Origin of the sequence: Nodosilinea sp. FACHB-141, assembly GCF_014696135.1 — a bacterium.
Taxonomy (GTDB): Bacteria; Cyanobacteriota; Cyanobacteriia; order Phormidesmidales; family Phormidesmidaceae; genus Nodosilinea.
Genome location: NZ_JACJPP010000004.1, coordinates 102,202 through 116,269 on the forward strand (window position 1 = coordinate 102,202; position 14,068 = coordinate 116,269).

General features: G+C 55.5%; 7 protein-coding genes. 3 read left to right on the forward strand and 4 right to left on the reverse strand.

Annotation, left to right across the window (positions count from 1 at the left end; translation table 11 throughout):
• Nucleotides 1–21 precede the first annotated feature (21 nt).
• Complete coding sequence (locus tag H6F59_RS01805; RefSeq protein WP_190694661.1) at nt 22–729, forward strand: ABC transporter substrate-binding protein; 708 nt, start codon at nt 22–24, stop codon at nt 727–729.
• On the opposite strand, the gene H6F59_RS01810 is transcribed toward H6F59_RS01805, so the two are convergent.
• Nucleotides 683–4,471 (reverse strand): EAL domain-containing protein, encoded by a 3,789-nt coding sequence (locus H6F59_RS01810; RefSeq protein ID WP_190694663.1) that lies wholly within the window; start codon nt 4,469–4,471, stop codon nt 683–685. The genes H6F59_RS01805 and H6F59_RS01810 overlap by 47 nt on opposite strands.
• A gap of 262 nt (nt 4,472–4,733) precedes the next feature.
• Nucleotides 4,734–5,246 carry a lysozyme gene (locus H6F59_RS01815; RefSeq protein WP_279308336.1) on the reverse strand — a complete coding sequence of 171 codons (513 nt, stop codon included), beginning with the start codon at nt 5,244–5,246 and terminating at the stop codon, nt 4,734–4,736.
• 610 nt (nt 5,247–5,856) lie between these two features.
• Between H6F59_RS01815 and H6F59_RS01820 the strand changes: the two genes are divergently transcribed.
• Together H6F59_RS01820 and H6F59_RS01825 are read left to right on the forward strand one after the other, a co-directional pair.
• Nucleotides 5,857–7,176: a pitrilysin family protein gene (locus H6F59_RS01820; protein ID WP_190694667.1), complete on the forward strand. Its 1,320-nt coding sequence runs from the start codon at nt 5,857–5,859 to the stop codon at nt 7,174–7,176.
• An 11-nt stretch (nt 7,177–7,187) separates the two neighbouring features.
• Complete coding sequence (locus H6F59_RS01825) at nt 7,188–8,051, forward strand: fructosamine kinase family protein (protein WP_190694669.1); 864 nt, start codon at nt 7,188–7,190, stop codon at nt 8,049–8,051.
• A 662-nt stretch (nt 8,052–8,713) separates the two neighbouring features.
• On the opposite strand, the gene H6F59_RS01830 is transcribed toward H6F59_RS01825, so the two are convergent.
• Entirely contained in the window at nt 8,714–11,386 is a 2,673-nt protein-coding gene (locus tag H6F59_RS01830; protein WP_190694671.1) for a TIR domain-containing protein, read from the reverse strand.
• A 60-nt stretch (nt 11,387–11,446) separates the two neighbouring features.
• Complete coding sequence (locus tag H6F59_RS01835) at nt 11,447–13,849, reverse strand: cation-translocating P-type ATPase (protein WP_190694674.1); 2,403 nt, start codon at nt 13,847–13,849, stop codon at nt 11,447–11,449.
• Nucleotides 13,850–14,068 lie beyond the last annotated feature (219 nt).

Here is a 14,068-nt window from a genome sequence, read left to right on the forward strand (position 1 = left end):
CTACGTTCCTTTTATCTGGTCATGGACTTTACCACCGTTCGCCCTGGGCAGCTTTCCATCATTGCTAACGATTTCGATGCCCGGCCGATGAGTTTTGTGCAAGATGGCGATCGCCAGGGCTACGAACCGGCTGTGGCGCGGGCGGTGAGCGAGGCCCTGGGGTTGGTGCCGGTGTGGTTTGACTGCCCACCCGAAGAGTTTTACCCCACCCTTAGCACTGGCGATTACGACGTGGTGTGGTTTAGCCAGGCTATTACCCAAGATCGCCGCGCCTGGGCCGACTTTACCCGCCCCTACGGTCGCTTTGACGAGGCCGTGCTAGTGCGCGAAGACAGCCCTATCCAGACGATGGAAGACCTATCGGGCAAGCGGCTCGGCTCCCTGGCGGGCAGCAGCCCACTCATTCTCACTGAAGCTTTGCCTGACCTAGAATGGGTGCCGTTCGAAGGGGCCGACCACACCCGACCTACCTTGCTGACGGCCCTGGGCCAGGGCGCGATCGATGCCCTGGTGGGCGATGCCCTGCTGCTACTTACCGCCGAGGCCGACACTACTAGTCTGCGAGTAGCTTTTCAAATTCCCACCCAACACCCCTTTGGCGTTGGGGTGTTGCCAGGCAACCGGGAACTGCTGGAGGCCCTCAATCAGGCGATCAATCAGCTAATTATGAACGGCACCCTGGCTAAGCTGTGGGCCCAGTGGATTCCTTACAAGCCGTTTCCGTTTTAGCAGGGTCGAGGTTGGGAGCGGGCAGTTGGGCAATGAATGCCGTTGCATCCTTCACTGAGAGGGGCGAAGAGAAGTAATAGCCCTGCCCTCCCTGACACTGGTGGGCCTGAAGGTAAGCCGCCTGCTCGGCGGTTTCAATGCCCTCGGCCACCACCGTCAAATTGAGGTTGGTGGCCAAGCTGATGATGGCTTTGACAATTTCGTAGTCGTCCGTGCTGGGGTCAGAGCGATGCAGGTGGGTAATAAACGACTTGTCAATTTTGAGCACGTCGATGGGAAATCGATGCAGGTAGCTGAGGGATGAGTAGCCGGTACCAAAGTCATCCATACAGATCTGGATGCGGCGCTGGCGCAGCTGTTTGAGCAGATCGATGGCCATCTGAGCATTTTGAATCAGCACGCTTTCAGTGATTTCAACCTTCAGGTGCTGTCCCTGCAGGTGATTGCGGCTCAGGGCAGCGTCTATTTGCTGAATCAGGTCAGGGCGCACAAATTGCTTACCGGAGAGATTGACGCTGACGGTGAGAGGTTGACTGTGGGGCAGCTCTCGATGCCAATAGCTCAGCTGACGGCAGGCCTCGTTTAGGGTCCACAGGTCGAGGGCAGTAATTAATCCAGTGTTTTCGGCAACGGGGATAAAGTCGAGGGGAGGCACCAGCCCCCGGCGGGGATGCTGCCACCGCACCAAAGCCTCAAATCCCTGCACCGTGCCGGTGGCCAAATTGACGATGGGCTGATAGTAAAGCCGCAGTTCACCCCGCTCTAGGGCTCGGCGCAGGTCGTTCTCAAGCTCCATCTGCTGCATCACCAGGGTGTGCATGGGAGCGTCAAAAATAGCGTATTCGCGGTTGCTGCCCTTGGCTTTATACATGGCGATATCGGCATCGCGCAGCATTTGGTTGGGGTCGGTGTAGGTGGTGGCGCTGAGGGCGATACCAATGCTGGCGTGGACAAAGACCTCATGCCCCTGGAGCAGCACCGGGCTTTCGAGAATGGCATGAATGCGCTGGGCCATGGTGACGGCAACAGCGGCATCGCTGATATTAGACAGCAGCACCACAAATTCGTCGCCCCCCAAACGGGCGGCCACATCTGCTGGGCGCAGGCAGGTTTGCAGTCGTTGGGCCACCACCTGAAGCAGTTGATCGCCCATGGCGTGACCCAGACTGTCGTTGATCACTTTGAAGCGATCGAGGTCGAGAAACAGCAGGGCAAACTGGCGATTCGCGCAGCGTTCTGGAACCGACTCGAAACAAGTATCCGTCCCGGAATCGCAGCAGAGGTCGGGCGCGCCATCAAAGGTAGCGCCCACTGAAGAACAATGGTTGGTGCAGTGGTGGTGCAGGTGCTCAAGCGCCTGAGCCAGCCGTTCTAGGAACAGCGTCCGGTTGGGCAGCCCGGTGAGGCGATCGTGGGAGGCATCGTAGCGCAGCTGGGCCTCCAGGCGCTTGCGCTCGGTCAACTCGATCTGGGCCTGGGCATAGAGCTCGGCCTGGTGAATGGCGATCGCCAAATGGTCGGCCAACCGCTTAATGAGTTTGATTTCGGCCTCGCTCCAGCAGCGGGGGCCAGGGCATTGATGGACACTCAAGATGCCTTTGACCTCGCCCCGGTAGCGAATGGAGACTGCCAGAATCGCCCCGATATTCAGCTCTTGAGCCAGGGCCAGGTTGGGCAGCAGCATCGGGTCAGCCCTGACATCGTCTACGACCACCGGCAGCTCCTCAGCCAACACCCGCTGGGCATGGGGGTTGCCCTCAATGGGAACTACCTGCCCCTGTAAACTATCGAAACCGGGCATGCTGGCCGTGTTGGTGTGCACCAACACCTGGTCGGTCGCCTGACAGAGAATCACCAGGCCGCGACTGGCGGCGAAGGTGTGTAGCATTTCAGTCGCCGCCCGCTGGAGCAGCGTCTCCAGCTCCAGACTGTCGCTAATGGCGCTGATGATGTTGTTGAGCAACTTTTCCTGCTGGGCCAGGGCGCTGGTCTGAGCCAGCAGCTGGCTCTGCTGGAGGGCGATCGCCACTTGATCAGCCAGCTGAGATAACAGGGCGCGCTCCTTGGGCTGCCACTGCCGCGGGCCGCGGCAGTGGTGAGCGCACAGCAATCCCCAGAGATGGCTGCCACAGTTGATCGGCACAACCAGATTGGCCTGCACCTGAAAGCGCTTCAGCAACGCGCGGTAGCAGGGGTCGATGGTGGCCTCAGCCAAATTGTCGATATGGTGGGTGCGGCCTCGACGGTAGCGGTGGGCCAAGCCTGGCTTGGTTAAGAAACAGGTGTCTTCTACGGTGAGGCCAAGGGTTGCATCCCAAGGGGGCAGCACCGCTTCAACCGCCATAGTGCCGCTGAGGTCGGGATTAAAGCGGTAGATGAGCACTCGGTCGGTCTGCAAAAACTGCCGCACCTCGGTAACGGTGGTCTGCAAGATCTGCTCGACATCTAGAGATTGGTGAATGTGTTGGGTAATGGTGCGAATCAGATGCTCTTCTTCGGCCTGGCGGCGCAGCGCCTCCTGGGCCTTGGCAAGGGGAGTGATATCGGTGGCCACTGACCCCAAAATGGGGGTGCCATCGGCCTCCAGGCTCACGGGGAACAGTACCGAGCTAAACACCCGCTGCTCCCCCTGAAGATGCAGCGTATCTTCTACGGTTAGGGAGGTCTGGGTGGTGACGATGTGCTGCACCCGCTCCATAAAAACGCTCAACACCGAAGGCGGCAGCAGATCGGCAAAGGAACGCCCCACCACATCCTCAGGATGCAAGCCAAACTGGGCAGCGGTGGCCTGATTGACTCGCCGATAGCGTCCAGTGGCATCAAAGATGCTGACCAGAGCCGGAGAGTTGTCGATAAACGCCTGCATCTGCTGGTTAGCGCTGACTAGGGCCTGCTCAGTATGTTTGCGATCGCTGATATCGAGCACAACAATATCCCAAGCAATGTCGCCGTTGGCAAAGCTTTCTGGGCAACCCATGCCCTGGAGCCAGGTCTGCCGCCCCGAGGGAGTGAGCAGCCGCCATTCGCAGAACCAGGGAGTGAGGGTAGCGCCAGAACGCTGGAGCAGCTCCTGCACAGTGCTGCGATCGTCGGGATGAATAGACAGCCAGAGCCGCTGGGGCTGGCCGCGCAGCTGCTCGAGCTCTAGCTCCCACATGTCGACACAGCCGGGGCTGACGTAGGTGATGTCGTCGGCCCCGGAGGGGTGCTGCACGTAGCGCAACACAACCCCCGGCAGGTTAGCCAGCACCGGCTGTAGGCGGCGTTGCAAGCGCTGGTCAGCCTGGCGCTGATGGGTCACGTCTGGCCCAATGCTGGTGAACCGCTGCACCAGGCCGCGGGCGCTGGTCAAAACGGTGGTGTTCCAAGCGATCAGGCGGCGATCGCCGCTGCGGGTGAGAATTTCAGTCTCATGGCGAACAGCCCCTTGGCTCTGGCCCACGGCGGCTCGTAATAGCTCACTCAGCGCCTGGCGATCGCCAGCGGGGATAAACAGCTCAAACCAGTTGCCACCCACAACTTCGTGGCGTTGCCAGCCGGTGAGATTGAGCAGGTAATCGTTACAAAGCAAAATTTGGCCACTGGCATCGACCACTAGCCCCGCCATGGCCATCGCTTCGATCACCGCCCAAAAATGCTGCTCCGACATCTGTAAATCGCCGGTTTGGTCATCGCCTGTCCGGGCATTGGGAGCACCCACTACAGGATCGGAATCAGGCAAAGAAGTCCAATCATCGGTCATACAAGACGTTTCTAGGGGCGAGGCAGCCTGTGGGGGCTACACAAACCAGAGGCATTCCCAACTCATTCTTCCCACCCCGCAACCGTATACGGGGTGACCGTTCATAGGTCTTAATGTGTTCTATGGTAATTACCCCCAGGTAACTCTGGTAGCTGCAGGGCTAGGCACCCACCAGCATAGCGAAGCCCTCAGCGCGATCGCACCGAGGGCTATAGCCTCGCCGTCTTTATACATAAGTTGGAGCAGGCCGCCCATAAACAGGCTAAAGAAACTGCTGCCAGTTTTCACTGCGAAACAGGGCTCGCTCAGCCTTGCGGCGGCGCTGTAGGCCAGGCATCACGTTGCCCCCAGCATAGATCCACTTGGCGAACTCCTCCGACGCCCCGGCCACGTCTCCGGCGTTGAGCTTCTTCAGCAAGGTAGACGACTGCAAATTGCTGGGGCCGACGTTGAAGGTAAACGACACCAGCGCCGAAAACTGGTCGCTGGTCAGGGTGCGAGTCACAGCATCGGAGACGGCCTTTTCATACTTTTTGAGGTCGCGCTTGAGAATCTCTTCGGCCTCGGCCCGGGTAATGGTAAGCCCGCGGTAGACCTGCGGTGCCCCCGCGGAGGAGGTATGGCCATAGCCAATGGTCCAGGGTTCACCACCGGTGCCGGGGTCGGGGTAGGCGCTGAGGCTCAGGCCCTCAAACCCCTTAACAATCGCTAGCCCAGCGGCGTTGATGGTGTTGCCCGGAGGCGGTGGGGGCGGTGGGGGTGGCGCGGGCGGCATGGGCTGGGGCTCAGGCCCCCCAGTGCCGATAGACACCGTCATGGCACGTGGATAATCATCCCGCTGAAACCATGTCTTGACGCTGCCAACGTTGACTACCTGCTCCTTGGGATTATTGCTCGACGGATATTTCGTGATGCGAGAGATCCAGTAGCCTCCCTGCATCAGGTAAATTGCAATGTCTGTTTCTTTAATCCAGGTTCCCATATGACCTCCCCGGAGCAGTCCGCATACCAGGAATTTACAATACTTTCGGAATAATGGGCCATTGAGTTTTGGCCAGGTTCTACCATTTTGCCCACCGTGGAGCATAGATTTAACCCCTATAGCCCGGCCAATCGCCATAGCCAGCCGCGCGATCGGCGAGAGCTACGCCCTGGCAGTTCGATTTGGCACAGCCAAAGTTCGTCCCTAACCAAGGTTTCAACTGCTACCCCGCAGGATGACCAGTAATTTTTGTCTACTCTTCTAAGGTGAGGTTGCGATTTGCCCCTGGCAAGGCTAAGTCAACACCGCCTTGACAAACCCAGCAGAAGGTTTTTTCCAGGCAGACGATTCAGTCGTTAAGATATTCAAAGCTTAATGTCTTTTCTGGTGGCTTATTATCTCCATGGCTTTGCTCTCAGCAACCGCAGATTTGCCCTCCCGCCTGGTTTCACCCACCATTCGTCGCTTACCCAACGGCCTTACGGTCATTGCTGAGCAAATGCCCTTAGAGGTTGTCAACCTGAGCCTGTGGCTGCGGGTAGGCTCAGCGGTAGAAAGCGACGCCATCAACGGCATGGCCCACTTTCTAGAGCACATGATCTTTAAGGGCACTCAGCAGCTGCGCTGCGGTGAGTTTGAGCGCCAAGTGGAAGAGCGCGGGGCCTTGACCAACGCTGCCACCAGCCAAGACTACACCAAGTACTACATCACCACAGCGCCCCAAGACTTCGCCGCCCTGGCCCCGCTGCAAATTCAGATGGTGATGGCTCCGCGCCTCAGCGACCATGATTTTGAGCGCGAGCGTCCGGTGATTTTGGAAGAAATTCGCCGCGCAGACGATAACCCCCGCCGCCGTACCTATTCCCGCACCATGGAGCTGGTGTTTGACCGGCTGCCCTACCGTCGCCCGGTGCTAGGGCCGACCACCGTGGTCGAGGGGCTCACCCCGGCACAAATGCGAGAGTTCCACAGCACTTGGTATCAGCCCCAGAGCATGACGGCGGTAGCGGTGGGCAACCTGCCGGTAGAAACCCTGATTGCCACGGTGGCTGAGGGCTTTGAGCAAGCCATGGCCCAGCGCCCCACACCGCCAGACACCGCCAGCACTATTGAACGGTTCAAGCCGCTACTGCCCGACGACCTAGAGCCCCCCTTTACGACCGTGCGGCGGGCAACCCACGCCGATCCGGCCATGGCTCAGGCACGTCTGGTGATGGCCTGGCGAGTGCCAGGGGTGACTCACCTAGAGGACACCTACGGCCTCGATATCTTGGCCTCAATTTTGGGGCGGGGGCTAACCTCACGCCTGGTGCGCGATCTGCGGGAAGAGCGCAAGCTGGTGACCAGCATTAGCTGTACCAACATGACCATGGCCCACCAGGGGGCGTTTATGGTGTCGGCCCAGCTGCCCGCCGAAGATTTAGATCAGGTGGAGGGGGCGATCGCCCAGCACATTGCCACCGTGATGGAGGAGCCTGTCAGCCCCACAGAACTGAGCCGCGTGCAAACCCAGGTAGCCAACCGGTTTATCTTTGCCAACGAAACGCCGAGCGATCGCGCCGGGCTTTACGGTTACTACCAGACCCTAACGGGCGACATCACTGAAGGGCTCAACTACCCGGCCTATATTCAAAATCTGGGCGTCAAGGACGTGTTGCAGTCGGCCCAGCGCTATCTCTCCAGCGAGGCCTATGGGGTGGTTGCCCTACAGCCGGCGGCTTAGGACGGGCAGCTATGTGGACTGCGATCGCCCAGCACATTGGCGCTAAGACCGGCACTGCCTTTACCATTGCCGACCGGCGATCGGTGGGGGGCGGTTGCATCAACCAGGCCTATCAAGTGAGTGACGGTAACCAATCATATTTTCTCAAGCTCAATCAGGCGTCGCAGGTGACGATGTTTGAGGCCGAGGCCCTGGGCCTGAAGGATATGTATGACAGCCAGACCATTCGGGTGCCCAAGCCAATCTGCTGGGGCACGGTGGATGGGTCGGCCTACATCGCCATGGAGTGGCTAGAGCTGGGCAGCGGTGGCGGCGACGCCTGGAGCCGTATGGGCGAGGCCCTGGCGGCGATGCACCGGGTGACCAGCGAGAAAGGTTTTGGCTGGCACCAGAGCAACACCATTGGTGCCACCCCGCAGCCCAACCCTCGGACGGCGACCTGGTTGGAGTTTTATCGCGAGCACCGGTTGCGCCACCAGTTTCGCCTAGCGGGTCGTCGCGGGGGTCGGTTTCCGCGTCAGCACGAGTTGCTGATGGCTTTACCGGATTTGTTGGCGGGCCATGACCCGGTTCCGGCCCTGGTGCATGGCGATCTGTGGTCGGGCAATGCGGCGGTGACGAAAGACGGAGAGCCAGTGATTTTGGACCCGGCGACGTATTTTGGCGATCGCGAGGTAGACATCGCTATGACCGAGCTATTTGGCCGCTTTCCCGCTGCGTTTTATGAGGCGTACAATGCGGTCTATCCCCTAGGCCAGGGCTATAAGACCCGCAAAACGCTCTACAACCTGTATCACGTTCTCAACCACTTCACCCTGTTTGGCGGTAGCTATGAGTCGCAGGCTAACCGCATGATCGACCAGCTGCTGCGGTGAAAGGTAACCGCTAGGCCATGGCTTCAATGCTAAGAGTGCTAATAATCCAAGCTTCACAATCTACTATCAATCTTTGTTTTGACGTGGATCATCTGCTGGTGAATGTATTTCAGTTTTAATCCAAAACCGTCTCACCGCATCAGCGACAGGCGAGAGTAAGGCTGGCCAAGTCATCGGAGCTACCCGGCGATTAGGGATGACGTGTTCGATGGTGAACCGATTGACACTCAACCGTTCTGGAGAGTGGCAATACTCGCACATATAGCCAGCCCGATTTTGAATGAATTTGCTTAGCTGCATTACGAATTGGCATATTAGGCCAACTGCATGGCGTTCATATGAGTGAAAATGCGATCTAGCTATCCAATCGCCTTTAGCTCAACAGTTTCATCAACCGTGAGCTAATCTACTTTTTTCTTTTCTAGAAGTTGCTCCATTCGTAACTGAGATGCTCGCTGAATTTAAACAAGTTCCAGCTTCCAACCTTCTCAAGCTGAATCCCATGGATCAAAAACGATGGTTTGCTAAGCGCTATAACCATGACAGCCTCCATTGTGTAGCTAAGCTGGGTACCCTATTGTTCTTACGCTCCGCGTGAATACTCACGACGACGCTTCTGCGCCCCTTGCTGAGAAGATGCAGGAGAATCCAGGAAGATAGTGTCAACGTTGAAGCAGCGTATCTTTTGAGGTAGCTTCTAAATTTTCTTGAGGATTTGACTGAAAATAATATTGAAGCCAATCACGGCTGTATTCTAAAAGTCTATCTAAACCCAAATTCCATTCCCATGCGATAATCTTATTATCTCTGCCAACTGATATCAAAGTCTGCGAATCAGGACTAAACTCTACGTGCATAACTGCATCATTGTGCCCTCTGAGGGTAGCAATTAAGCTGCCGTCCAATCTCCAAAGCTTAACGGTTTTATCAAAGCTAGCAGAGGCGATGACTTGACTATCAGGACTAAATCTGGCGCAATAAACAAAATTGCTATGTCCTCGAAATGTTTTTATTAACTCACCATCCTGGCTCCATAATTTGACGGTGTTATCTCGACAACCAGACACAAGATATTGTCCATCTGCGCTAAAGTTTACGCTCATCACAGCACGTGCGTGGCCCTTTACGGTTTTAAGAAGAGTTCCGTTGATATCCCAGAGATGAATCTTTCGACTACTCGTACCTGCAGCAATATTGCGTCCATTAGAGCTAAAGCAAACGCTATAGTTATACTGATTTTCATCTCCCTGAAACGTTTTGACTAGGGTGCCGTCAATCCGCCAGATCTTAATAACATTGTCAGCACCTACAGAAGCAATAAACTCACCATTTGGGCTGAAACTTATGTCCCAAGTTCTACCTTCGGTGTCAATTTTAGAGACTAAGATCCCATCAAGTTTTCTAATGAAGATAGTTCCATCGCTAGCACTAGTCGAAGCTAGTTTTTGCCCATCAGGGCTAAATTGAACTTTTTCAACGATCCCTTGCTGTCCATCGAAAATTTTAAGTGGATCTCCGTTTCGATTCCAAAGCCTTACAGTTCCTTCGTTATCGCCAGTTGCGACAGTATTGCCATCAGGATTAAAACTCAACCCATAAAAACTTTGTCCTTCGTATCCATCAAAAATTTTAGTTAAACCATTGCCGTCTAGACGCCAAAGCCGCAATATTCCGTCAATGCCTGCAGAGACTAGTAGACTTCCATCTGGACTAAAACAAGTAGAGTTGATGCTGCAGTTCTGTCGAAATACTCTTGTTACTGTATTATTTTTCCAGAGTTTTAGATTGCCATCGCTATCACTATAAGCAGCGGCAGAGCCATCTAAGCTAAAGCAAATATCTGAAGCAATCTGCCATTTCTCTGTGGGAAGTTCAGTAATGGATAAGTCGTCTATTTGAATCAATACTGCATTGCTGCCACCTACCGCAGCGAGAATTTTACCTTCTGGATGGAAGCTAAGTCTTTGTACTCCCCGCTCAAGCTCTAATTCCTTTTTTAGATTGCCATCTAAATCCCATAATTTAAGAGTTGTATCTGAAGGACGGCTTACACCAGAAGCTAGTAATTTGCCATCGGGACTAAAACAAATGTCATTTCCAAATTCGTGTCCCTTAAAGCTTTGAAGAACAGTGCCATCTAACTGCCAAAGTTTAATTACTCCATCATCGTCGATTGAAGCAATCATAGTTCCATCAGGACTGAAGCAAACACCTCCAACATCAGAGCTATGCTCAGTAAAGGTATCAATTAATGTGCCATCTACTTTCCAAAGCTTTACTGTACAGTCTTCGCTAGAAGAGGCTAAAAGCTGACTATTAGGATGAAAAGCGATTGAATTGATGCAATCCGCATGAGCTTCAATAGTTTGAATTAGAGAACCGTCCACATTCCAAATATTTATAATTCCGTCATTGTCACCCGACGCTAGCTTTCCATCTAGACTAAAGCTTAATCCCGATACAGCAGTAGCATGCCCTACCAGGCGATTACACTCTCTCACGCTATAGTTGGCTTGCTGAAGAACTGACACAAGCTGATTGTAAATTTTAGGCTCAGACTCTGACCATTCAAAGCCTTTAAAGTCGGCACCTGCTTTGAAGCCCTCAAATAGGGCATCAAAATATTGGCCCGATTCAAACAAAGCCTCTGAAGATTTGCAAAGTGCCCTAATTTCACTTTTTTCAGCTTCTGTACGTCGCTTTTGTGCTTCGTCATACAATTCCTTCCAGCGATTATTTTCTTTTCGCTGCATATCTTGACTAGCGGTAATATAATCCTTATGAATTTCAGATGGCTTAGGTTTTTTGCTTGTGCTGTCAAGCAACCACTGTTCAGCAGTTGCTAATTCTGTCCCTCGAAGCAGAAAGCTCTCATGCTGATTATTTCTTCCCCATTCCTCTGCTCGGAGCTTTAATCGCGTGTATACCTGTGCATGTTCTAAATCTGTATCGATCGCTTCCAGCAATTTCTCTAGAGCAGATTCAAAACTAATATCACCACAAAATGAAATAATTTGAAATTTTGCCAACTCTAAAGGTAATTGCGTTGAACTAGTTTCGCGGCATAAAACAGGAACAAGTTGCTTGCCATGCTTAATTGCATAATTAACTTCATCAAGACAGTAGGACGAGGCAACAGAATCTGGACTAATTACGAAAATAAATTTATTCCCGTGCTCAATGCCTTTATAAATATTTTTCCTCCAATCTACTGCCGGAGCAATGTCCTCCCAGTCCACCCAAATAGTACGGTTAAGCTTGTTTAATGCAGAGAATAACGCACGGACAAAAGCTTTATCTCGACGAGAATATGAAATAAAGATGTCAGTTGACATGTGCTGTTATTTCCTAAAAAATAGTTGCATATTATAGTAAGCTTTGCTAAGTCAGATTTTTTATTTTTTGGCTGACAATGCATCTGACGAGAGCCGACGCAATAGTAACGAATTAACCACCACCGCCACGGAGCTAAATGCCATCATGCCGCCTGCAGCGGCGGGGCTGAGGCTGACTCCGGCGGTGGGCAGCAGCACCCCAGCGGCTAGGGGGATAGCCACCAGGTTGTAGGCAAAGGCCCAGGCCAAGTTTTGGCGAATTTTGTTGAAGGTGGCGCGGCTGAGGGTGAGGGTCTCGAGCAGGCCCGAGAGGTGGTCACCCATGAGAATTACGTCGGCGGTTTCCATGGCGATGTCGGTGCCGGAGTGAAGGCTGATGCCAACATCGGCCTGGACTAGGGCAGGGGCGTCGTTGATGCCGTCGCCCATCAGCGCAACAGTGTGCCCCTCGGCCTGTAGCTGGCGGATCGCATCAACTTTGCCCTGGGGGGAGACTTCGGCGGTGACCTGGCTGGGAGCGAGGTTGAGCTGGGCCGCGATCGCCCCTGCCACCTCCTTTCGATCGCCCGTCAGTACCCGCACTTGGAGGTCCTGTTTTTGCAGAGCTTCAACCACGCTGACGGCATCGGGGCGCAGCTGGTCTGCGATCGCCACCAGCCCTACTACGCGATCGCCCAGAGCTACGTAAACGACGGTCTGCCCAGCTTCCGCCAAAGCCTTTGCTCGATCTTGCACCTTGGCATCTAGCACCAGCTCTCGTTGAATCATCCACTTTTGGTTACCTAGAGCGCAGGGCTGCACAATGTCTTGCCAAGTGATTTGAGCAGCAACGCCGAGGCCTGGTTGGGTATCAAACTCGTCAGCTTGCAGTAGCTCCAATTCTCGGACTGTTGCAGCCTGGTGAATGGCCTCGGCCAGAGGGTGGCGGGTGCCGCTTTCGACGGTGGCGGCGAGCTGCACAATATCGGCCTCACTTAGGCCCTCTGCAATCACGTGAATCGCTGTCACCTGAGGCTGGCCTAGGGTGAGGGTGCCGGTTTTGTCGAATACAACCGTGTCGAGGTGGTGGATGGTTTCGAGGCTATCGCCGCCGCGAATTAGCAGACCGCGCTCAGCCCCCAGGCCAGAGCCGACCAGAATGGCGGTAGGGGTGGCCAGGCCCAGGGCGCAGGGGCAGGCGACGACCATAACCGCGATCGCCAGCTTCAGACTCACCAGCAGGGTCGAGGAGGTGTAGGTCATGGTATGACCCATGTGGGCCATGCCCAGGGCCGAGTGCATCACCTGGGGCCAGTGGTGCAGGCCGATGAAGTACCAAAACAGGAACGTGAGCGTAGCCAGAGACATCACCCCGTAGGTGAAGTAGCCCGAGATCAGGTCGGCCAGCCGCTGAATTGGGGCCTTGCGGCTCTGGGCCGTTTCTACCAGGCGAATCATTTGGGCCAGCACGGTGTCTTGACCGGTGCTGGTGACCTGGAGGGCGATCGCGCCGCTTTGGTTCACCGTGCCCGCCGTTACTCCATCGCCGGGCTGCTTCAGCACCGGCATCGATTCGCCGGTCAGCATTGCCTCATCCACGGTGGTTTGGCCTGAGACTACCGTGCCATCGGCGGAGATCTTTTCGCCGGGCAGCACCTGCACCCACTCGCCTACCTGCACGCAGCGGGCGGGCACCTCGACGCCGGTTTGGGCGACGCCAGCGGTGGCGGGGTTGGAGATCAGCCGGGCCACAGCGGGCTGGAGTTCGACCAGCGATCGCAGCGCATCTGCCGCCCGATATCTGGCCCGCTGCTCAAGGGTGCGGCCCAGCAAAATAAACGCCAGCAGCATCACCGGCTCTTCAAAAAAGCACTCCCAGCCCAAGCCAGGGAACACCAACGCCACCACGCTAGCTAGGTAGGCGCTCACGCTGCCCAAGGCCACCAGCGTATTCATGTTGGGAGCCAGCCGCCGCAGCCCAGCCCAGCCGTCCACAAGAATTTCCCGCGCCGGAAACGCCAGCGTCACCGTAGCCAAGATCGCGTGAAACCACAGGTCGCTGAGCACAGGAATAGTCAGCCAGCCGAAGTGATTGAGGTGGCCAATGGTGGAGAGAATGAGCAGGGCGATCGCTACCCCCAGCCGCTGCCCCTGCTGCTGTTGCTCTGCTCGCTTGGCTTCTACCCAAGCGGTGAGGTCGTCACCGTCACCATCGGTGGTGCGAGGCGTCGCCGCAAAGCCCGCCTGTGTCACCTGGTCTGCCAGCTGGTCGGCACTCACTACGCCAGCGTCAGTTTCGACCACCGCTACCTCGGTCACCAGGTTCACCGTGGCCGATCGCACCCCATCCACCTGAGCCAAGCGATTCTCAACGGCCCGCACACACCCGGCGCATTTCATGCCGCTGACGTTGAGCACCACGGTCTGCCGAGATGGCTCTAAACCCGGTTCCGAGGCAGAGGTCTGAGGAGAAAGAACTTGCATGGGCGAAAAGCTAGGAGCGGTAGTGGATCTAGCCTACCAAGCCCCTTCTCTTCTGCGTATCTCCCCGCTTGGCGAAAAATCGCATCTTTGCTCTCCATCTGCTCAAGCTTTGGGAGGGCCAGAACCCCGCTAGCCCCTATTCGATAGGGGTTAAGGGAATTAATTGACCAAGGGTGCTAATCCGTAAGCCGCTGCTGATTGACCAATTGGCGTCTTCAA

What these genes read in the sequence shown, in the direction of transcription:
- H6F59_RS01805 (WP_190694661.1), top strand. Translation starts at nt 22, where the DNA reads ATGGACTTTACCACCGTTCGCCCTGGGCAGCTTTCCATCATTGCTAAC.
- H6F59_RS01810 (WP_190694663.1), bottom strand. Translation starts at nt 4,471, where the DNA reads ATGACCGATGATTGGACTTCTTTGCCTGATTCCGATCCTGTAGTGGGT.
- H6F59_RS01815 (WP_279308336.1), bottom strand. Translation starts at nt 5,246, where the DNA reads ATGCCGCCCGCGCCACCCCCACCGCCCCCACCGCCTCCGGGCAACACC.
- H6F59_RS01820 (WP_190694667.1), top strand. Translation starts at nt 5,857, where the DNA reads ATGGCTTTGCTCTCAGCAACCGCAGATTTGCCCTCCCGCCTGGTTTCA.
- H6F59_RS01825 (WP_190694669.1), top strand. Translation starts at nt 7,188, where the DNA reads ATGTGGACTGCGATCGCCCAGCACATTGGCGCTAAGACCGGCACTGCC.
- H6F59_RS01830 (WP_190694671.1), bottom strand. Translation starts at nt 11,386, where the DNA reads ATGTCAACTGACATCTTTATTTCATATTCTCGTCGAGATAAAGCTTTT.
- H6F59_RS01835 (WP_190694674.1), bottom strand. Translation starts at nt 13,849, where the DNA reads ATGCAAGTTCTTTCTCCTCAGACCTCTGCCTCGGAACCGGGTTTAGAG.